Below are 21,945 nucleotides of genomic sequence, written 5' to 3' on the forward strand. Positions count from 1 at the left end.
TCTATCCCGGGGCGTCAGACCGGCGCCGACAGGAGCGGATACATTTCCGGCCGCCGGTGCTTCTGGAAGTTGAAGATATTGGCGCGAATCTCGGTGCAGCGATCAAGGTCGCAGTCATGCGTAACCAGTTCGTCGCCGAGCGTCGAGGCCATGGCGACGATCTCGCCGGTCGGGGCGATGATGCAGCTCTGGCCGATCAGTACGCAGTTCTCTTCGTTGCCGGCCTTGCCGACGCCGACCACCCACATGCCGTTGGCATAGGCGCCGGCCTGCATGGCCAGGTGATTGTGGAAGCACTGGAGATGATCGTGCTCGGGGGCGAGCGGGTAATGATACGGCGTGTTGTAACCGATCAGCACCATTTCCGTGCCGCGCAGCGCGTGCTCGCGATAAGTTTCCGGCCAACGACGGTCGTTGCAGATCGCCATGCCGAGCTTGCCGCCGAGGCAATCGGCCGGCGTAAAGAAGGTATCTCCCGGCTCGAAATAGCGCTTTTCGAGGTGCTGGAAGGCCCGCCAGGGCTCGTTCTCGGTGTGACCGGGCAAGTGAACCTTATGGTAGCGGTGGACGATAGCCCCCGTCTTGTCGACGATGATGGAGGTGTTGAAGCGCCTGATACGGCCGTCGATCACCGTCTTCTCGGCATAGCCGAAGCTGATGGCGACGCCGAGTTCCCTGACCTTGGCAAACAGTGGCGCGGTGGCCGGGCCGGGCATCTCGGTCTCGAAGAAGGTATCGACCTCCGCCTGGTCTTCCATGAACCAGCGCGGGAAGAAGGTGGTCAGCGCGAGCTCCGGATAGACGACCAGATCGCAGCCGCGCCGGGCGGCTTTCTCAAGCAGGGCGATCATCCTGCTGACGACGACTTCGCGGCTGTCGGCTCGGGCGATCGGACCAAGCTGGGCGGCACCGACGACGATGGTGCGGGACATTCTCTCGATACTCCTCAGACGGGTGTGTTGGCGCGGCCGGCCAGTTCCAGCGCTAGCGTGCCGAGCACGGCAAGACCGTTGGCGATGTCGCTGGGGGCCGTGAACTCGGCAACGTTGTGACTGAGCCCGGCGATAGACGGCACGAACACCATGGCCGCCGGGCAGGTACGGGCGAGCATCTGGGCATCGTGTCCGGCGCCGGAGAACATGCGGCGGGTGGTGAGGCCGAGGCTCTTGGCTGTCTTGTCGACGCGGCCGACCAGTTCGCTGTCGAAGGCGACGGGCTCGAAACGAGCCAGCGGACGGCGGGTGAAGGAAACATGTTCCTCCTCGGCTACGCGGGCGACCAGGGCGGCCAACCGCGCTTCCGCCTCGGCCAGCACCTTCTCCTTGGGATGGCGGAGGTCCACGGTCATCTGCGCCATCTCGGCGACGACATTGACGAGGTTGGGGCGAAGGCGCAACGAGCCGACGGTGCCGACCATGTCGCCGCCGATCGACTTGGCGATGTCGGCAACGCCATGAGCGATGCGGGCGGCGGCAAGCCCTGCGTCGCGCCGAAGACGCATTGGCGTGGCGCCGGCGTGGCTCGCCCGGCCCGACAGCGTGATCTCGGTCCAGGAAATGCCCTGCACGCCCTCGACGACGCCGATGTCGATGCCCTCGGCTTCCAACACCGGTCCCTGCTCGATGTGATACTCGAGATAGGCGGCCGCCTTGATGCCGCCGAGCGGTGCGGTGCCGGCATAGCCGATGTCGGCAAGATCGTCGCCGAGCCGCGTGCCGTCGATGGAGATGGTGTCGAGCGCGTCCTGAAGCGACAGATCGCCGACGTGAACGAGACTGCCCAACATGTCCGGCTGGAAGCGGGCGCCTTCTTCATTGGTGAAGGCGGCGACGGTGACCGGATGAACGGTGGATATCTTGGCGTCGTCGAGGGCCTGCAGCACTTCGAGGCCGGCGAGCACGCCGAGGTTGCCGTCATACAGACCGCCGGTTGCCACTGTGTCGATATGCGAGCCCATCATGACCGACGGACCGTCCTGCGTGCCCTTGCGGGTGCCGAAGATGTTGCCGATCGGATCGATCGCAACATCAAGGCCCTGTTCGCGCATCCAGCCGACCACGAGATCGCGGCCGGCGCCATCTTCGGGCGTCAGGGCGAGGCGGCAGACACCGCCTTCCGGTAAGGCGCCAACCTGACCAAGCGCCTTGAGGCGCGCGACGAGGCGGTCGCCGTTGACGGGCAGGGCGGGAGAAAGGTCTGTCATCTCAGTGCTCCAGCGCGAACCGCGTGGCCGGTGCGGCCGACGACGCGGGCGTAAAGATCCGGATCGGTGTCGCCCTCGCTGCCGATGAGCAGGACACGCGAGGTGCGATCAAGACCAAGCGACCGCCGCCAGTCCGGCTCTCCGGCGGCGACGATCAATCCGGCAAGGCCTGCGACCCCCGATTCGCCGCCGACAATGGTGGCCCCGGCGACGCCAGACGCCAAGAGCCGCATTGTTGCGAGGGCTGCTTCGTCCGGGATGGTCATGAATGCGGACGCCCCGTCCCTGAGGATCGGCCAGGCGATAACGGAAGGTTCGCCGCAGGCCATGCCGGCCATGATGGTGTCGAGATCACCCGTGACGGCGGTCGGCTTTCCGAATCGCACGCTTTCGTAAAGGCAGGCCGCCTTGGCCGGTTCCACCACCGTTACGATGGGCATGTCGGCGCCATAGGCTTCCCAGAGGTGGGCGATGACGGCGGCGGCGAGGCCGCCGACACCGCATTGAAGGAATACGTGGGTTGGCGATGCCTCGCTTGCGCCGAGGGCCTCGGCCACCATCACGGAATAGCCCTGCATGACGTCGCGTGGCACGTCGGTGTAGCCTGGGTAGGACGTATCGGAAACCACGAACCATCCGTTCTCAGCGGCGGCCCGATCGGCCTCGCGCACGGAATCGTCGTAGTTGCCCTGCGTCCTGACAACTTCGGCGCCATAGCGGCGAATGGCATCGACGCGTCTTTCCGAGACGGTGGCGTGAACGAAGATCACCGCTCGCGCGCCAAACATGCGCGCGCCCCAGGCGACGGACCGGCCGTGATTGCCGTCCGTCGCGCAGCAGACGGTGATATCCTTGGCGGCTTCCACGAGCCGGCCGGTCGCCAGCGCCGTTTCGTCGATGTCGCCATGGCGTCGGCGAAGTTCGCTGGCGAGCAGGCGAAACACCGCATAGGCACCACCGAGGGCCTTGAAGGAGCCGAGACCGAAGCGGGAGCTTTCGTCCTTGTAGTGAATGCTGGCAACGTCGAGACGCTCCGCCAGCTTGACAAGCGCGACAAGCGGTGTCGGCGCATAACCTGGCCACGAGGTTATGACCCCGGCCGCCCTGATGTAACCGGCGTGCGACAGCGTCGACTTGAGGGCGGTGGGATAGGCGCCCTTCTTGCGCGAAGGATTGCCGAGAAGGGTCGCCGTGGCAGGCGAGAAAGCCTGTTGTGAGAAAAGGTCGGTCATCGATCCCATGGTCTTGCTGCCGGCTGTCCGGCTTGACAGTGAAGCATATATGAAAGAGAATTTTCATGAAATGGAAAAGATGAAAAAAGAGGCGATTGCCGACGGTGTGAGCGGACGGGGCGGCGTGGCGCAGGGCGATGCGGTCGACGTCCGGATCGCCGCGCTGTTCGACGAGCTGACCGAAAGCGAGAAGCGTCTTGCCGAGGTCGTGCTTGAGGCGGCCAGCGACCTCTCGGCCTTCACGGCCGGCGAGTTGGCGGTGCGCGCCGACGTATCGGCGGCAACGGCCGCTCGTTTCTTCCGGCGCCTCGGTTACGAAAGCTATGGCGACCTGCGCCGTTCGGTTCGCGATGCGCGCACTTGGGGGTCGCCGCTTTACGAGCTCTCCGCCGCGGAGCGGCCGGCAGATTTCGCACGGCATGTCGCTCAGGACATCGAGAATCTCCAACGCCTGATCGCCGACCTTCCACCGGCGTCCCTTGCCGCTGCCGTGGATTTGCTCGCTTCGGCGCGGCGGGTTCATGTCATCGGCTTTCGCAACTCGGCGGCGCTGGCATCTTATGCACGCGGGCTCCTTGCCCACGTGAAACCGGACGTCCGCTTGCTGCCACTGGCCGGGCAGACGCTTGCCGAGGAGCTTGTCGACCTGACTTCCGAGGATGCTTTCCTGGTATTTGGGTTTCGTCGTCGACCACCGGCGCTGCGCGATGTGATGGCGGCCGTTCGCGAAGCGGGCGCGCGCATCCTTCTCGTCACGGATGCATCGGCGGCGCGCACCGCCCATCTGGCGCACGTGACGCTCCGCTGCCCCAATCAGGGCGCGAGTCTGTTCGACAGCTACGTGGCGCCAATGTCATTGATCAGCCATCTCGTCTCTGCAGTGGGCGCGGCGCTCGGCCCGGCCGCCGAGGGGCGTCTGGCAAAGATCGAAGATCTGCATCGACGCCTTGAGCCGTTTTCCCCCGCCGGTCGTCGGTTGCAGCGCGGCTGAGTTGTCAGATCGCTTAACGGCCGGAAGTTGAGAAAACTCTCGCAGAATCAGAAACCTGGAGGCGTGTTCCACCTTGGCGCGCACTTCTTTGCTGTAGAAACTGTCCGCATTAACTCTACTTTCGCACGACTCTTGGTGAAAAAGATGTATACTTCCACCCTATGAAAGCGAGTTAACGCGTCGGATCGGTGCGATTGACTCATCTTTCATTAACCTTCTCCGTGCGAGGCTGAGCTTCAGTCTCGGCGCGGGTCGGGTGAACAGCGAGCGCGCCAGCTCCGTGGCGGCCACCTCACCCAAGCCGGCGGGTTCCGTTTCTCGCGCAAGCGAGTCGGAAGCCCGACAGGTTTATGCGGGTTTGGATAGACCCGGAAAGCGCCCGACGAGCCATCGGTTCGGAGGGATTCTTTTCCATTCCGGTCGATTGTCGGCCGGTAGCATTCGGGTTGGCGCCAATGTTTATTCTCGTTCTTATTGCAAGCTTGGCGTATTTCGCGGTCGGGCTCGGCTTTTCGATGCTGTCGCTTCACGAGCTGGCCACCAACGGGCGCAATCGCCCTCTCAGCCGGCTGGTAGCCTGGTTGGGCGTCTTGTTCTGGTTGCCGATATTGCTTGCCGTCGTCGTGGGTGCCCTTTTCGCGTCACGTCGGCCGACGCAGTCTCCGGTTCCTGCCGCTGCAACGCAATCGGGTGCCATCCTCTCCGAACGGCGTGCCGTGCGCAGGGCAGCCCGTCAGGTCTGAACAGGACACGAAACGCCTGGTTTTGGGGGCGGTCGCGACTTGGCCGGTAGACTGAAAGTTGCGCCGGCCAAGTTTTCCGCATCGTGCCACGCAAACTAACTATCTGAAAAGACGGCAAATCCGCCGGTTCTCAAAAAGCCGCGTCGCTTGGGCAGAAAAGCTCTTGCATTCGTTCGGCCAGTTGGATAGACACTCCCCAGCGATCGGGACCGTCACTTCATCGCGGCGGTGTCCAAATCGTATTGGCTTGCGCTCGTAGCTCAGCTGGATAGAGCATCAGACTACGAATCTGAGGGTCAGGAGTTCGAATCTCTTCGAGCGCGCCATTTTCTTCTCCCATTTTGACTGGATTTGCTAAGGCGGCGACGTCGGCCTGATTGGTCGTCATGCGCGGGCCTATGCGGCTGTGTCCCCTGAAGAGCGACCACCGCGATTGTCCAAACCAGAACTCGATCCTGTCCTCAGCGAAGGACGTCCGGGTGCTCTTGCAGCCAAGTCCTGTGCCGGTTCATGCCGTCTCGATCATGGTGGCTGCTGGTAGCGTCGCCTGAAACTCGGTTGGCGTGCAGCCCAGCTCGCGCCGAAACACGGCGTACATGTAGGGCAGGGAGGTGAAGCCGCTACGCGCTGCGATCTCGGCAAAGGACAGCGTACGGTCGGACAGCATCTGCTTGGCCCGTTCAAGGCGAAACGCTAGCATGTCGTCGTGGACCGTCCAGCCGAAGGCCTTGCGGAAATGGATGTCGAGCGTGGCGCGCGACACGCCGACATAGGCTGCCACCTGCGCCACCTTCACGCCTTGCGCGGCGAACTGGCGGATATAGTGGCGCGCCCTCATGATATAGGGATCGTAGGTCGGCTGGTGGCGGGAGGAAGCCAGCGCGTTGAGCCCTTTGGGAGGGACCAGGATAGGGCTCTGTTCCACGCGATCTCCGATGAGGCGTCGGTGCATCATCTCCGCGGCGATCCGTCCCATCTCGCGGGTTCCCTGACGAACGGAGCTGATGGGAATGCGGGAGAGCATCCTGAGGAGATTATCGTCGTCGATACCGACCAGCGCCACCTCTTCGGGAACCGCGATATTGGCCATGATGCAGGCTTGAAGCACCTGACGGGCGCGGGCATCGGTCACCGCGATGATGCCGATCGGCTTCGGCAGCCCCGCCAGCCAGTCGATGAGCTCCCTCAGAATGCTGTCCCAGTCCAGTCCGTCGTTGAAATGTCCCTCGAACAGCAGCGGGGCGATGCCATCGCGCAGGCAGATCTTGCAGAACGCGGCTTCTCGCTGCTGTGCCCAGCGGTTGGTTCGTGCCGGTGGCTGGCTGTAAAAGGCAAAATGCGTCAGCCCCATCTCGACGAGGTGGTCGTAAGCTGCGGCGACGAGGGCGAAATTGTCGGTGGCGACATAGGGTACGCCGACGGCGTAATCGGCCGCGCGTTCATAGGAGCCGCCGACAGCGACGATCGGCCGTTTGCTGCGGCTAAACAGGCGCTCGAACTCCGGATCGTCGAAGTCGGCGATGATCCCATCGCCAGACCACGCGTCAATGCCGGTGATCGAGCTCCGAAAGTCCTCGAACAGCAAGAAATCCCAGGCAACGCGGGTCGACTGGACATAGTCGCTGACACCCGCGACCACGCCTCGCCCCCAGGCGCCCTTGGCCTTCAGCATCAAGGCCACGCGAAACGAACTCACTCCCGCGGCGACCATGTCAGCCCCAGCTTCTCCGCTCGATCCGGTTGCTTACCAAAAGATTGCGCTCGAGGCTCGGCATCCAACTGAGCAAATAGTCTATCTCGTCTGAGAAAATGCATCATCGTTGCCGAATTATAAAAAAACATAATCCCGATTTTCAAATCGGCTCAACTAGTGTCCTCCCATTCGGCTCGCATCGAAGTGATTGGTATGGAAGTCAATGTATTGCCACCTGAATGCTGCGGGCACGGAAAAGGGAGGAGAATTATGAAACAGTACGCCACAATCGCTGTGCTTGCAGCGACAGTGCTCGCCTCGTTCCCAGCTTTCGCTGAGACCGTAAAAGTTCTTTCGATCGAGCCCAATGTCAAGGAAGGCCGTGATTTTTACGCTGCGGCGATCGAGAAGTTCGAGAAGGCCAATCCGGATATCAAAATTCAGTTCGACTATCTCGACGACACCTCTTTCAAGTCCAAGCTGCCCACACTGCTTCAGTCGGATGCGCGACCGGATATCTTCTTCACCTGGACCGGCGGCGTTTTCCACGAACAGGCCGACGCAGGCGTCCTCAAGGACATCTCCGGCGATGTGGATCCAAAGGCGCTCGAAACCTTCGCGCCCGGCGGCATCAAGGCGCTGACCTATAAGGACAAGCTATACGGCCTGCCCATGTACGCTGGCGTCGTCGTGCTGTTCTACAACAAGGAACTGACCGACAAGGCCGGTGTCGATCCCAAGACCATCAAGACGTGGGATGATTTCCTCGCCGCCGTGAAGACGGTCAAGGAAGCCGGGATCACGCCGATCGTGGTCGGGGGCAAGTCCAAGTGGCCCCTCCAGCACTATTATGGCTACCTTGCCACGCGGATTGCCGGCACCGACGGCATCGCCGCTGCGGCCGCGGGTGAAAGCGATGGTCTTGCCGGGCCGGACTTCGTCAAGGCGGGCGAAGAGTTCAGGAAGCTGGCCGATCTCCAACCCTTCCAGCCCGGCTTCATGGATACCGACAACTCCAAGGCCGGCGGCCTGTTCGGTGACGGGCGCGGCGCCTTCATTCTGTCGGGCAACTACATGATCGGCGCTCAGAAGCGCAACTCCACGTCCGGCGCGGGGATCAGCGACGACAACCTCGGCTTCATTCCCTTCCCTGTCGTCGAGGGAGGCAAGGGCGATCCGGCGGACACGTTCGGCGGCATCAACGGTTGGCTGGTCTCCAAGAACGCCACGCCGGCGGCAGCCAAGTTCCTGGAAAGCCTGATGGATCTCGACAACCAGACCACCAGCGCAAGCATGGACCTCTGGCTGCCGATCGTGAAGGGCGCGGACGCCGGCATAAAGAACGCCAACATCAAGGCGATCGCCAACCTGCTCGCCTCGGCCCCGCACCATCAGCTCTATCTCGACCAGGAGCTCGGCGCCAACGTCGGCGCGGCAATGAACGATGCTTCGGCGCAGCTTGCCACCGGCGACATCTCGCCTGAGGAAGCGGCGGAAATGGTCGAAGAAGCGAACGAGATGCGCTGACCGGCGCTTGAAAAGCTCATTCCGGGTGGCGGCGCTCGCCAGCCATCCGGAATGGCGCCGACTGTTCCTGCCGGGCCGGCAGCCATGAGTGGCTCGCCCCGATCCCCGGGCATCGATGGTCGCCTCCCACGTCTCCGAGGCAGCCTACCAAGAGACCTGTTTCATGACCCTCACAACACCAGCGAGGCCTCCTGCCGCGCGTCGGCGGCCGAGCGGCTTTGCCCGCATGCGCACGGATGGCAGCCTCACCGCCCTGATCCTCTTTCTGCCTCCGGCCCTGCTCCTGTTCACCCTTTTCGTGATCTGGCCGATCTTCAGTGCGGTAGATCTCAGCTTCTACAAGTGGAACGGCTATGGCGACGTCACCAACTTCGTCGGCCTGAGGAACTACGAAATCCTGGTGAAGAACTCCATCTTCCACCAGTCGTTGTTCAACTCGGTCAAGCTGCTTCTGGCCTCGATCTTCCTGCAGATCCCGCTGGCTCTGGTGCTGGCTTTGCTCCTTTACCGCAAGACATCCGCCAACACGGCCTTCCGGCTGATCTTCTTTGCGCCCTATATTCTGGCCGAGATCGCCACCGGTCTGATCTGGAGCTTCATCTTCGACGGCGACTACGGCATTTCGGCAATGGTCGCCGACAAGCTCGGCACTGAGCCATTCTATATCCTCGCGGACAAGCAGTGGGCCTTCTGGACCATCATCATCGTGGTGGTGTGGAAGTACTTCGGCTATCACATGATGATCTTCATCGCCGCCTTGCAGGCGGTACCGTCCGACCTCGTCGAGGCCGCGGAGATCGATGGCGCCAGCTCGCTGAAGACCATCTGGTACGTCAAGCTGCCGATGATCATGCACGCCATCAAGCTCAGCGTGCTGTTTGCCATCACCGGCGCCCTTCAGGTCTTCGACATCATCATTCCGCTGACCAACGGCGGCCCATCGAACTCGACGCACTCGATCGTCAGCTTCCTCTACACCTTCGGCCTCGCCCGCATGAACGTCGGCTTCGGCGCCGCCGTCGGCGTGGTGCTGTTCGCCCTCTGCGTCGGCACGGCCTTCACCTACAAGCGCATGGCGATCGACAAGGGAGGGCAGCTGTGAAGCGCACAAAACTCTTCCCGCAGTTGATGCGCGCGGCCTTCCTGTCCTTCATCGCCGCGCTCGTCATCCTGCCCCTGCTGGCCACCTTTCTCGGCGGCTTCAAAACGCTGGGCGAGCTTAGGGCCGCGCCCTTCGGCATCCCCTCCGAATGGAGCTTCACCGTCTTCGTCGACATTCTGACGGGCTCGGCGTTCTGGACCTACCTGCGCAACTCGCTGATCATCTCGCTGTCGGCGGTTGTCCTGACGGTGCTCTGCGCATCCATGGCGGCCTATGTCTTTGCGCAGATCCGCTTCTTCGGCTCGCGCTATCTGCAGTCCTACATGCTCTTGGGGATGATGTTCCCCTTCGCCACGGCCATCGTGCCGCTGTTCTTCCAGATCAACCGTTTTGGTCTGCTCGACAATCCGCTCGGCATCATCCTGCCTCAGACGGCCTTCTCCATGGCTTTCGCCGTGGTGCTGCTGAGGAGCTTCTTCCAGCAGTTGCCCAAGGAGCTGTTCGAGGCGGCCTATGTCGACGGGTGCGGCTATGTGGGCTTCTTCTTCCGCTTCACGCTGCCGCTGTCGACGCCGATCCTGGCCACGGTCGGTACCTTCGTCTTCGTCCAGAGCTGGAACAACTACCTGCTGCCGCTGGTCGTGCTCAACGAGCAATCCCTATTCACCTGGCCGCTCGGCATCATGCAGTTCCGTGGCGAGTTCATCGTGGAATGGAACCGCATTCTCGCCTTCGTGTCGCTGACGATCCTGCCGGCGCTCATCTTCTTCACCTTCACACAGAAATACATCGTGGCCGGCCTTACGCGCGGCTCGGTCAAGGGTTGAACCATGTCCCGTCCTGTCATCACAAATCCGATTCTCAAGGGGTTCAACCCCGATCCGTCGATCTGCCGCGCCGGCGACGACTACTACATCGCCACCTCCACCTTCGAGTGGTTCCCCGGGGTGCAGATTCACCACTCCCGCGATCTCGTTCACTGGGATCTGGTCTGCCGCCCCCTCGATCGCGCAAGCCAGCTCGACATGCGCGGCGAGATGGATAGCTGCGGTGTCTGGGCACCCTGCCTGACCTATGCCGACGGCATGTTCTGGCTGATTTTCAGCGACATGAAGCGCCGCGACGGCTCGGTCAAGGACGTGCACAACTATCTCGTGACCGCCCCGTCCATCGAAGGGCCCTGGTCGGATCCGATCTATCTCAACTCCTCGGGCTTCGATCCGTCGCTGTTCCACGACGATGACGGTCGCAAGTGGCTGGTCAACGTGTGGTGGGACTACCGTGGGCGTCCGCCCCGGTTCCCGGGAGACAACAGCTTTGCTGGCATCGCTTGTCAGGAATACGACGTTGCCGAGCGCAAGCTGAAGGGTCCGATCACCAACATCTTCAAGGGTACCGAGGCCGGACTGACGGAGGGGCCCCATCTCTATCGGCGCGATGGCTGGTACTACATCATGGTCGCCGAGGGCGGCACCGGCTACAATCACGTGGCCACGGTGGGGCGCTCCCGCTCGCTGAACGGGCCGTATGAGCTGCATCCTGACACCTACGTGGTCACGGCTCGCGGTAACCCGAACGCGCCGCTCCAGCGTGCCGGTCACGCCGACTTTGTCGATACGTCAACGGGCGAGACCTATCTCGTCCATCTGACCGGCCGCCCGATTCCGGGCTTGCGCCGCTGCCCCCTGGGGCGGGAAACCGCCATCCAGAAGATCGAGTGGGGCGCCGATGGCTGGCCTCGCATCGCTGGCGGCAAGTTGACGCCCAAGCTGGAAGTCGAAGCGCCCGACGTGCCGGCTCACCCGTTCGCCCCCGCGCCGGAGGAGTATCGCTTCTCGGCCGACGCTGGCCTGCCCAAGGACTTTCAGTGGTTGCGCACGCCCTTTGGCGAGCGGCTGTTCTCACTTCAGGAGCGTCCCGGTTTCCTTCGTCTCCACGGACGCGAGGCCATGGGGTCCTGGTACGAGCAGGCCCTGGTCGCACGTCGGCAGACGTCTTTCTGCTACGACGCGGAAACGGAGGTCCATGCTGATCCGAAGCTCCACATGCAGATGGCGGGGCTTGCTGCCTACTATAATCGCTTTGCCTACCATTACCTGGCGTTGACCTTCGATCAGGAGGTCGGCACCTGCCTGCAGGTCATCTCCTGCACCGGCACGCAAGGCGGCGGGCAGACCACCATCGGCCTCGCCAAGCCTGTTCCCGTACCCGGCGGAGTGCCGGTGCGGCTCAAGGCTGAAGTCCGGACGACAACCCTGGTCTTCTTCTATGCCGTGGGCTCGGATGATTGGACGCAGGTGGGCGGTGTGCTCGATGCCTCACTTCTCTCCGACGAGTGCGGGGCAGGCGAGCACTCCAATTTCACCGGCGCGTTCGTCGGGATGTCGGCCAATGACTTGAGCGGCCAGGGCATGCCGGCCGATTTCTCCTATTTCCGCTACCGCGATCTCGGCGCGTGAGGGACCATCCATGGCAACGCTCGAATTCAAGCATGTGAACAAGACCTTCGGCGCCGTGGAAGTGATTCCGGATGTGTCGCTGTTCATCCCTCATGGTTCGTTCACGGTCTTTGTTGGCCCGTCGGGGTGCGGCAAGTCGACCCTGTTGAGACTAGCCGCCGGGCTGGAAGAGATCAGCGAAGGGACGCTGGAGATCGATGGGGCAGACGTGACCTTTGCACGGCCGATCGAACGCGGGATCGCCATGGTATTCCAGTCCTACGCGCTGTATCCGCACATGAACGTGGCGCAGAACATCGGCTTCGGCCTCAAGATGGCGGGCAAGCCCAAGGCGGAGATCGCCCGAAAGGTCCAGGCGGCAGCGGAGACGCTGCAGCTCGATGCTCTTCTGGAGCGCAAGCCGGGCGAGCTTTCCGGCGGTCAGCGTCAGCGCGTTGCGATCGGTCGGGCCATCGTGCGCGAGCCCAAGGTGTTTCTGTTTGACGAGCCGCTTTCCAATCTGGACGCGGCTCTCAGGACGCAGATGCGTGTGGAGCTCGCCGAGCTGCACAAGCGGCTTGGCGCGACGATGATCTACGTGACCCACGATCAGGTGGAAGCGATGACGCTGGCCGACCAGATCGTGGTTCTGAACAAGGGCACGATCGAGCAGGTCGGAAGTCCGCTCGAACTCTACAACAGGCCGAAGACCCTGTTCGTCGCCGGCTTCATTGGTTCGCCGAAGATGAACTTCATCACGGGCGAATATGCTTCACGCCTGGGCGTTGCGACCTTCGGGGTCCGGCCCGAGCACATCGAGATCGTCACCTCGTCTCCCCACTGGACCGGAACGGTGCAGTTCAGTGAAAGGCTGGGCAGCGACACCTACCTGTATGTGGATGTTCCCGAGATTGGCCGTCTGACGGTGCGCGCCGTTGGCGACGCGGCCCTCACTGGCGGCGAAACCATCGGGCTCGCGCCGCAGGCGGCGGTGTCACATGGCTTCGATTCGGACGGAGAGTCTTGTCCGGTTCGCTGGAACACGCATTGAAACTGAAGTGCATTCCCCCGGGGCATCTTTGATGCCCTGGGGCATTCTTCTATCCTTGAGCTCGCGATCTCGATGACGGCTGGGCCGAAGTCTTGGGCCGAGCTTTCCGAGAAGTGTCCTCTTTCCTCCCGTTTGCAGCTTTGGCGCATTTGAAGTATCAGAGCGGTCTGAAATGATAGTGCGCGTTTCGCGGGATATTCGCAGGCGGCAGGGAAGGGAGGCGACATGGAGAACGGCACCCGGATCGTCGTCGTCACAGCCTGCCCGACCGGTGTTGCGCTCACCTACATGGCCGCCACGCGCCTGCTGGCCGCTGCCCAGCGGCTCGGCTACCTGATCAAGGTCGAAACCCAGGGCGCCCTTGGCAGTGAGGATGTCCTGACGCGCAAGGACATCGGTCGTGCTCACGCCGCCATCATTGCAGCCGATGTCGACATCGAGGGGCTCGACCGCTTCCAGAGCGTGCCGGTGCTTACAGTCGGTACTGCGCGGGCCATCGCCGACCCCGAAGCGGTTCTGGCCGAAGCCTTGGCGTTGCCCAGGCCCTGATTTCAGGACGGCTGGCAAGAATTCTGTAAAATTTGGCAACTATTGTTGACTTGTCGCCAGTTATTCGGCGTGACACGGTCGCCTCCCATGAAAGGCGCGGTCGTCAGGGCGAGTTTCGCTTGATAGATCCGCCTCCGGGACAACAATGGGTTAGTTCGTCAATGTGCGGAATTATTGGAATCGTCGGACGCGATGGTGTCTCTGAACTATTGCTCGAAGGGTTGAAGCGCCTCGAATACCGTGGCTATGACAGCGCCGGCATCGCAACGCTGGTGGGAGGCTCGATCGAGCGCCGCCGCGCCGAGGGCAAGCTCGTCAATCTGGAACGGCGCCTCGCCGAAGAGCCGCTCGCTGGTTCCATCGGTATCGGCCATACGCGCTGGGCAACCCACGGCGGCCCCACCGAAGGGAACGCCCACCCGCATGCCACCGACAGGGTGGCAGTGGTTCACAACGGCATCATCGAGAACTACCAGGCGCTGACCGCCGAGCTCACCCAGAAGGGCCATGTCTTCGTCACCGAGACGGATACCGAGGTTGTCGCCCATCTGATCACCGACTACCTCCAACAGGGCAAGGCTCCCGTCGAGGCATGCCGTCTCGCCTTCCATCGCCTCGAGGGCGCCTTCGCATTGGCCATTCTGTTTGCCGGCGAGGAGAACCTGATGGTGGGCACGCGGCGGGGTACGCCACTCGCCGTCGGTTACGGCGACGGTGCCATGTATCTGGCCTCCGACGCCTTTGCCATGGCCCCGCTCACCAACCGCCTCGCCTATCTCGAGGATGGCGACTGGGTTGTGCTGACGCGCACCACGGCCGAGATCCACTCCGCCGACGACGCAGTTGTCGAGCGCAAAATCCATGTCTCCAACGTCTCGGCGGCGCTGATCGGCAAGGCCGGCCACCGCCACTTCATGCTGAAGGAGATTTTCGAACAGCCTCAGGTCATCGGCGACACCATCAACGCTTTCGTGTCCGCTTCCACCGGGGCCATCGCGCTGCCTGAACTGCCCTTCGATCCCGCCAAGGTGCCGCGTCTGACCATCGTTGCCTGTGGCACCGCCTATTACGTGGCCATGGTCGCCAAGTACTGGTTCGAACAGGTGGCGCGGCTGCCGGTCGAGGTGGATATCGGTTCCGAGTTCCGCTATCGCGACACGCCGTTCGAGAAGGGCGGCGTTGCCGTCTTCGTGTCGCAGTCCGGCGAAACGCTGGATACATTGGAGGCCCTGCGTCACGCCAAAAGGGCCGGGCAGCACATCGTTTCCATCGTCAACGTGCCCGAGAGCACCATCGCCCGCGAAAGCGACCGCGTGCTCTACACCCTGGCCGGGCCGGAAATCGGCGTCGCCTCCACCAAGGCCTTCACCACCCAGCTCACCGTCATGGCCTGTCTGGTGCTGGCCTTCGCCCGAGCTCGCGGCACCATCTCCCACGAGCGGGAAGCCGAACTGGCGCTTGCCTTGCGCGAGGTGCCTGCCCGCGCTGCCGAAGTGCTTCGTCACGACGATGCCATTCAGGCGCTGGCAGGCATGGTGGCCGAAAGCCGCGATGCCCTTTATCTCGGGCGCGGTACCGCCTACCCGATCGCCCTCGAGGGAGCGCTGAAGCTGAAGGAGATCAGCTACATCCACGCCGAGGGTTACGCCGCCGGCGAGATGAAGCATGGCCCCATCTCGTTGATCGACGATGGTGTGCCGGTGATCGCGCTCGCTCCGTCGGACGCTCTCTTCGAGAAAGTGCTGTCCAATGTCCAGGAGGTGGCGGCACGCTCCGGCCGGGTGCTGCTGATCTCCGATGCTGACGGCGTAGCCCGCCTTGGCGGTAAGGTGCGCTGGTCGATCGAGCTTCCAAAGGTCGATCCGTTCGTGGCGCCCATCCTCTACTCGTTGCCGGTACAGCTCCTCGCCTACCACACGGCAGTGGCCAAGGGGACGGACGTCGACCAGCCGCGTAACCTCGCCAAGAGCGTCACCGTCGAGTAAGTGCTGAACCGGCTGATTCCGGTTGAAACAAAGGCGGCGCGCCGGTCTCTCGGGATCGGCGCGCCGCTTTTCCCATGGGCAAAAGGTATAAGCCGGGGAGCCGGAGTGCTCCGTATGTCGACTTAAGTATGGTTTTGAGCGGGGCTCAATCATACAATTTTCAAGTCGCGGATATTATCCCAAATCAATGGATTTCATGGCCTTTTCGTTGTGATGAACGAAGGTCGGCGCCATGTCGCGTCAACGTAGGATACATTTTTACAGTCGTGTTTATATCTTTCCACTTTAACTCATAGTGATGTCATGTTTTCATCATAATCGAACGAGGACCCGTAAGAACAATTATTCAAGTGTGCTGGAGTCCGAGTGTCGTCAGACGCTCGGGGCGGTGTTTTCGTATCTCCTGGACCGTGGAATACGGGGCTGGGATGGAGGGAGCGGAGAGGCTTCTGAGATAAACGACATGACTGGCTCATCCCGAGGGCCAGTATTTCTTCGACGCAACTCGATTGCGGCGGCTAGATCGTTTGTCTTTCGGTCTGTCGGTTTCCCTCTGGGGCGTGACAGGACTTCGTGGAGGAGTTTCCAAGACATGGCATATACCGGAACCGCAGGGGGCGACGGGTCGTCGTCCAACCTCAAGGTACGCGTCCAGCAAGTGGGCCGCTTCTTGAGCAGCATGGTGATGCCCAACATCGGCGCTTTCATCGCCTGGGGCATCATTACCACTCTCTTCATTCCGACCGGCTGGTTGCCCAACGAGTTTTTCGCCAAGCTCGTCGGCCCGATGATCACCTACTTGCTGCCGCTCCTTCTGGGCTACACCGGCGGCAAGCTGGTCTATGGTGAGCGCGGCGCCGTCGTCGGCGCCATCGTTACGGCGGGCGTCATCGTCGGTACCGACATTCCGATGTTCCTCGGCGCCATGCTGGTGGGTCCGTTCGGCGGCTGGTCGATCAAGCAGTTCGACCGGATGGTGGATGGCAAGATCCGCCCCGGCTTCGAGATGCTGGTCAACAACTTCTCGGCCGGTATCCTTGGCATGATCCTGGCTATGATCGCCTTCGCGATCGTCGGTCCGATCGTCGAGAATCTGTCGGCGGCCCTCGGCGCGGGCGTCAACGCCCTGATCAACGCCGGTCTCATCCCGCTGGCTTCGATCCTGGTCGAGCCGGCCAAGGTGCTGTTCCTCAACAACGCCATCAACCATGGCGTCTTCACGCCGCTCGGTATCCAGCAGGCCGCTGAGCAGGGCAAGTCGCTGATCTTCCTGATCGAAGCCAATCCGGGCCCGGGCCTCGGCCTGTTGCTCGCCTACATGGTCTTCGGGCGTGGTAACGCGAAGGAATCGGCTCCTGGTGCCGCCATCATCCACTTCTTCGGCGGTATCCATGAGATCTACTTCCCCTACGTGCTGATGAAGCCGCGCCTGATCATCGCCATGATCGCCGGTGGCGCCACCGGTGTGGCGGCCAACATGATGCTCGGCGGCGGTCTGCGCGCTCCGTCGTCGCCCGGTTCGATCTTCGCCGTGCTCGGCATGACCCCGGCCGATGGTTTTGTCGGTGTCATCTCCGCCGTGGTGCTTGGTGCCGTCGTGACCTTCCTGGTTGCCTCGGTTCTGCTCAAGACGGACAGGACGGAGGAAGCCTCCGAGGACCTCGATGCCGCCACCGCTCGCATGAAGGCCCTGAAGGCTGAATCGAAGGGCATGGCTGCTCCGGCCGCCGCCTCGTCGGCTGCCATCTCCGGTCCGGTCCGTTCGGTCATCGTCGCCTGCGACGCCGGCATGGGCTCGTCCGCCATGGGCGCTTCCATGCTGCGCAAGAAGCTGGACCAGGCAGGCCTTGGTGCCGTCAGGTCGAGCAACGTCGCCATCAACGCGTTGCCGGCCGATGTGGATGTCGTCATCACCCACAAGGACCTGACCGAGCGTGCTCGTCGGGCAGCTCCCCAGGCGACGCACATCTCCATCACCAACTTCCTCGACGGCTCGGCCTACGACCGTATCGTCGCTGACATCAAGGCGAAGGCGGGTTCCGCCGCGGCTCCGGCCGCCGGCAAGCCCGAGGGTGGCGCATCTTTTAATCTCGGTGAGGAAAATATCTTCCTCGGCCTCACCGCGTCCACCAAAGAGGAAGCCATTCGCTTCGCCGGCTCCAAGCTTCTGGAGATGGGCGCGATCACCCCGAGCTACATCGACGCCATGCTCCAACGCGAGACCATCGTGTCGACCTATCTCGGCCAGTCGCTGGCCATGCCGCACGGCACCAACGAAGCGAAGAACGAGGTCCTGAAGACCGGCATCGTCGTCTGCCAGTATCCCGACGGCGTGTTCTTCGGTCCCGAACCCGAGAATGTGGCTCGTCTCGTCGTCGGCCTCGCGGCCAAGGGCAACGAGCACATGGACGTCATGTCGGCCCTTGCCAGGGTTCTCGAGAATCCCAAGGTGGTCGCCCACCTTGCGACGACGAAGAACCCGGCCGACGTGCTGCGCATCCTCGATCTCGGCTGACCTCGGCTTCTGAGAACCGGGGGCTGCCTGAGGGCAGCCCCCTCCCAAGACAAGCTTTGGAGACGACCATGCGAGCCATTCACTTCGGCGCGGGCAATATCGGCCGCGGTTTCATCGGCAAGATCCTCGCTGATGCCGGATGGGCAGTCACCTTCGCCGACGTCAACGAAACACTGGTCGGCCAGATTGCCAGGGATGGGCGCTATCCGGTCGACATCGTGGGCAACGGCAGTCGCCGCGAGGAAGTAACCGGCGTCAGCGCCGTCTCGTCGATCGGCGACGATATCGTCAACCTCATTGCCTCTGCCGATCTCGTTACCACCGCCGTCGGGCCTGCGGTTCTGCCTAAGATAGCGCCGACGATCGCTCGCGGTCTCGAGGCTCGCGTTGCGGCTGGAAAGCATGCGCCGCTCAACATCATTGCTTGCGAAAATACCATTCGCGGCACCACGCAGCTCAAGGAGGCGATTTTCGGTCACCTGCCGGCGGCCGTCGCCGCCGTGGTGGAGATCGAGGTCGGTTTCGCCGATAGCGCCGTCGATCGCATCGTGCCGCCTGCTCCGCCGGTCGAGGGCGAACCGCTCGCCGTGACCGTCGAGGAGTTTTCCGAGTGGATCGTGGACCGTGGGCAGCTCAAGGGCTGGACGCACGACATTCCCGGCATGGAGCTGACCGACAATCTGATGGCCTTCGTCGAGCGCAAGCTGTTCACGCTCAACACCGGCCACGCCATTACCGCCTATCTCGGTTTCGAGAGGGGGCTGCCGACCATTCGCGATGCCATTGAGAACGAGGGCATTCGCGCCATCGTCAAGGCCGCCATGGAAGAGAGCGGCGCCGTCCTGATCCGCCGCTACGGTTTCGATCCGGCCAAGCATGCCGCCTATATCGAGAAGATCCTCGGCCGCTTCGCCAACCCCTTCATCCGCGACGACGTGGCTCGCGTTGGCCGAGAGCCCTTGAGAAAGCTCGGCAAGGGCGACCGGCTCATCCGGCCGCTCCTCGGTACGCTCGAACACGGCCTGCCGCATGCGAACCTTGTCAAGGGCATTGCCGCCGCTCTGCATTATCGCAACGACGGCGATCCCCAGGCCGTCGAGATGCAGACGGCCATTACCGAAGTTGGTGTCGCGGCGGCGGTGGATCGCTTCTCCGGCAACGCACTTCCCGCCGAGGTTCTTGCCGAGATCGCCGCCGCGGCCCAGATTTAGTTCCCACGAGGCGTGACCGGAGCGCTGCAAGCGCTCGTCCTCCTCGCATCACCGATCGCTGCCGGAACTTGGCGGCGGAGGGGGAGGCTTTGCCTCGACACAAGGTATTGGGAGACAAGCGCATGACCACCTCCACCATCTCCGTCCGGGCTCCGCTCAAGGGCCGGATCGTGCCTCTCGGCGACGTTCCCGATCCGATGTTTGCGCTTGGCATGATGGGCGATGGTCTCGCCATCGAGCCGGAAGTCGGCGAAGTGCATGCGCCGGTTGCCGGCACGGTCACCTCCGTGCATCGTCGCGGCCACGCGGTGAAGGTCATGACCGACGAAGGCGCCGAGTTTCTGGTGCACGTCGGCCTCGAAGCCGTGGCGCTGCGTGGCGCCGGTCTTGAGGCCATGGTGGCGGAGGGTGATCATGTCGCGGCCGGCGATCTTCTCATCCGTTTCGATCTTGCTGCGCTCGCCGAGAGCTGCGGCATCGTGACGACGCCCGTCCTCGTCACCAACGAGGACGCCTTTCACGTCACGGCGCGCAAGTCGGCCGGCATTGTCGGCCTGGGCGACGAGATCATGACGGTGATGCCGATTGGCGTCGAGGCTCCACCACCGGTCGAGCGTGCCGAGCGGAGCGTCATTCTGGAAATGAGCGAGGGGCTGCACGCCCGCCCGGCGGCCTTGCTCGCGGCCAAGGCCAAGGAATACGCGAGCGCGGTCGAGGTCGTGCTCGGCGAGCGCAAGGCCAACGCCAAGAGTCCGGTTTCGCTGCTCACGCTGGGCAGCCGCTGGGGGAGTCGTCTCTTGGTTGCGGCCGAAGGTGCCGACGCCGAGGCGGCTGTGGATGGCGTGGTCGAGGCGATCGCGTCCGGCCTCGGCGATCCGGTCGTGCCCTATGTCGATGCGGGGCAGGACAGTCTGCCCGGTGTCGATGAGGCCGGTTCCGCCGCCGAGGCGCCCGTCGATCTCACGCCGTTCGGTCCTGAGGACCGTCCGCAGCTGACCGGCGTGGTCGCAGCGCCCGGCCTTGCCATCGGTCACGCCGTCCATCTCAAGGAGAAGGTCGCCCGCCCGGTCGAAGAGGGCGGTGACATGGCGGCCGAGAGCGCGGCGCTGGACGCTGCCATCGCTCGCGTCCACCAGCACCTCACGGAGCAGGCGACATCGGGCCGTACGCAGCAGCAGCGCGAAATCATGGCCGCGCACGCGGCGCTTCTTGAGGACACCGAGCTGCTCGAAGGCGCCCGCGACCGCATTGCGCGCGGCAAGAGCGCCGGCTGGGCCTTCTCCGACACCATTTCCGCCCAGGCGGCCCTGCTCCGCGGGCTCGACAACGCTCGCCTCGCCGAGCGCGCCGCCGACCTTGTCGATCTTGAGCAGCAGGTGTTGACGGTGCTGGCCGGCGGCTCGCCCGAAAGCCTCGCGCTGCCCGAGGACGCCATCGCCATCGCCGACGATCTCCTGCCGTCGCAGTTCATGGCTTTCGGCGACCGACTGCCGGCGGCTTTCGTGGTCGCCAAGGGCGGCCGTACCTCGCATGTCGCCATCCTCTCGGCGGCGAGCGGCGTACCGATGCTGGCTGCCGTCGGCCCCGACGCCCACCGCATTGCCGAGGGTGCGCCGCTCATCATCGACGCCGAGCGCGGTGAGATCCTGGTGAACCCGACCGAAGCGACCGTCGAGGCCACGCGCAAGGCGGCCGCCGAACGCGAGACACGCCGCGCCGCCAATCGCGCGGCGGCGGCGACCGACTGCGTGATGGCCGATGGCACGCGTGTACCCGTCTACGCCAACGTCGGATCGGTGGCCGACGCGGCACGCGGCCTTGCTTTCGGGGCCGAGGGCTCCGGGTTGCTCAGGACCGAGTTCCTGTTTCTCGACCGGCCGACAGCTCCGACCGAAGCCGAGCAGCAGGCCGAGTACCAGGCCATCGCCGACGCGCTGCGCGGCAAGCCGCTGACCATCCGCACGCTCGACATCGGCGGCGACAAGCCGTTGCCCTATCTCAAGCAGGCGGCCGAGGAAAACCCGATCCTCGGCGTGCGCGGCATCCGCGTCTCCCGGCGGCGGCCCGACCTTCTGCGTCAGCAGTTCCGCGCCATCCTCAAGGTCACGCCGGTATCGGTCGTCCGCATCATGATGCCGATGATCGCCGACATCGGCGAACTCCGCTGGGCCAAGGCGATCTTCGAGGAGGAGAAGGCGGCGCTCGGCGTGACCGCCGATGTGCCTCTCGGCATCATGATCGAGGTGCCCGCCGCCGTTGCCATGGCCGACAAGCTGGCAAAGGAAGCCGACTTCTTCTCGATCGGTACCAACGACCTCACGCAGTACGTGCTGGCCATGGATCGCGGCAACACCGAGCTCGCCCCGGAGATCGACTCGCTGCATCCGGCGGTTCTCAAGACGATTGCCGATACGGCGGCGGCTGGTGCGCGGCACGACTGCCCGGTGGGTGTCTGCGGCGGCCTCGCTTCGGAACTGCCGGCCGCGCCCATCCTGATCGGTCTCGGCGTCACCAGTCTGTCGGCCACCCGTTCCGGCATCCCGGACCTCAAGGCCTTCATCCGGACACTCGACAAGGACACCTGCCGCGCCGTGGCGGAGGAGGCGCTGACCCTCGATTCCGCGGCCGAGGTGCGGGCGATGGTGGCACGGCGCTGGCCCGGGCTTTGATCTCTTTCTGCGATCCACTTCTTCGATCCTCGAAGC

15 protein-coding genes and 1 tRNA gene are annotated in these 21,945 nt (G+C 63.5%); 12 read left to right on the plus strand and 4 right to left on the minus strand.

Annotated features, from left to right (window positions below):
- Positions 1–14 precede the first annotated feature (14 nt).
- The 3 genes from M4J39_RS10835 to M4J39_RS10845 are packed head-to-tail and all read right to left on the minus strand — an operon-like array spanning position 15 to position 3,435.
- Entirely contained in the window at positions 15–932 is a 918-nt protein-coding gene (locus tag M4J39_RS10835; protein WP_251727854.1) for an N-carbamoyl-D-amino-acid hydrolase, read from the minus strand.
- A 14-nt stretch (positions 933–946) separates the two neighbouring features.
- Positions 947–2,203 carry a Zn-dependent hydrolase gene (locus M4J39_RS10840; RefSeq protein WP_251727855.1) on the minus strand — a complete coding sequence of 419 codons (1,257 nt, stop codon included), beginning with the start codon at positions 2,201–2,203 and terminating at the stop codon, positions 947–949.
- The gene (locus tag M4J39_RS10845) at positions 2,200–3,435 is read right to left on the minus strand and encodes a diaminopropionate ammonia-lyase (protein WP_251727856.1); all 1,236 of its coding nucleotides are present in this window, start codon (positions 3,433–3,435) and stop codon (positions 2,200–2,202) included. Before M4J39_RS10845 ends, M4J39_RS10840 begins: the two co-directional genes overlap by 4 nt.
- A gap of 70 nt (positions 3,436–3,505) precedes the next feature.
- Here M4J39_RS10845 and M4J39_RS10850 point away from each other — a divergent pair, with 70 nt between their 5' ends.
- The gene (locus M4J39_RS10850; protein WP_251727857.1) at positions 3,506–4,426 is read left to right on the plus strand and encodes a MurR/RpiR family transcriptional regulator; all 921 of its coding nucleotides are present in this window, start codon (positions 3,506–3,508) and stop codon (positions 4,424–4,426) included.
- A gap of 992 nt (positions 4,427–5,418) precedes the next feature.
- Positions 5,419–5,495 (plus strand) — tRNA-Arg (locus M4J39_RS10855).
- A 182-nt stretch (positions 5,496–5,677) separates the two neighbouring features.
- Here the strand turns inward: M4J39_RS10855 and M4J39_RS10860 are convergent.
- Complete coding sequence (locus M4J39_RS10860; RefSeq protein WP_251727858.1) at positions 5,678–6,880, minus strand: DNA-binding transcriptional regulator; 1,203 nt, start codon at positions 6,878–6,880, stop codon at positions 5,678–5,680.
- 252 nt (positions 6,881–7,132) lie between these two features.
- On the opposite strand from M4J39_RS10860, the gene M4J39_RS10865 reads away from it, so the two are divergent.
- The 10 genes from M4J39_RS10865 (at position 7,133) to ptsP (ending at position 21,909) form a co-directional block, all read left to right on the plus strand.
- Complete coding sequence (locus M4J39_RS10865; RefSeq protein WP_251727859.1) at positions 7,133–8,389, plus strand: ABC transporter substrate-binding protein; 1,257 nt, start codon at positions 7,133–7,135, stop codon at positions 8,387–8,389.
- A 163-nt stretch (positions 8,390–8,552) separates the two neighbouring features.
- Positions 8,553–9,491, plus strand: a complete 939-nt coding sequence (locus M4J39_RS10870; RefSeq protein ID WP_251727860.1) for a carbohydrate ABC transporter permease — start codon at positions 8,553–8,555, stop codon at positions 9,489–9,491.
- 26 nt (positions 9,492–9,517) lie between these two features.
- A complete protein-coding gene (locus M4J39_RS10875; RefSeq protein WP_251727987.1) occupies positions 9,518–10,318 on the plus strand; it encodes a carbohydrate ABC transporter permease in 801 nt (266 codons plus the stop codon).
- Positions 10,319–10,321: 3 nt separating this feature from the next.
- Positions 10,322–11,950: a glycoside hydrolase family 43 protein gene (locus tag M4J39_RS10880; protein ID WP_251727861.1), complete on the plus strand. Its 1,629-nt coding sequence runs from the start codon at positions 10,322–10,324 to the stop codon at positions 11,948–11,950.
- Positions 11,951–11,960: 10 nt separating this feature from the next.
- Positions 11,961–12,980, plus strand: coding sequence for an ABC transporter ATP-binding protein (locus M4J39_RS10885; RefSeq protein WP_251727862.1), 1,020 nt, complete (start codon positions 11,961–11,963; stop codon positions 12,978–12,980).
- Positions 12,981–13,205: 225 nt separating this feature from the next.
- Positions 13,206–13,529, plus strand: coding sequence for a PTS fructose transporter subunit IIB (locus M4J39_RS10890; RefSeq protein WP_251727863.1), 324 nt, complete (start codon positions 13,206–13,208; stop codon positions 13,527–13,529).
- Positions 13,530–13,690: 161 nt separating this feature from the next.
- Complete coding sequence (gene glmS / locus M4J39_RS10895; protein ID WP_251727864.1) at positions 13,691–15,514, plus strand: glutamine--fructose-6-phosphate transaminase (isomerizing); 1,824 nt, start codon at positions 13,691–13,693, stop codon at positions 15,512–15,514.
- A 592-nt stretch (positions 15,515–16,106) separates the two neighbouring features.
- Entirely contained in the window at positions 16,107–18,029 is a 1,923-nt protein-coding gene (locus M4J39_RS10900) for a PTS mannitol transporter subunit IICBA (protein ID WP_251727865.1), read from the plus strand.
- A 68-nt stretch (positions 18,030–18,097) separates the two neighbouring features.
- A complete protein-coding gene (locus M4J39_RS10905; RefSeq protein ID WP_251727866.1) occupies positions 18,098–19,240 on the plus strand; it encodes a mannitol-1-phosphate 5-dehydrogenase in 1,143 nt (380 codons plus the stop codon).
- Between the two features lie 122 nt (positions 19,241–19,362).
- Entirely contained in the window at positions 19,363–21,909 is a 2,547-nt protein-coding gene (gene ptsP / locus M4J39_RS10910) for a phosphoenolpyruvate--protein phosphotransferase (protein ID WP_251727867.1), read from the plus strand.
- Positions 21,910–21,945: the final 36 nt, after the last annotated feature.

The organism is Pleomorphomonas sp. NRK KF1 (assembly GCF_023721755.1).
Classification (GTDB): Bacteria; Pseudomonadota; Alphaproteobacteria; order Rhizobiales; family Pleomorphomonadaceae; genus Pleomorphomonas.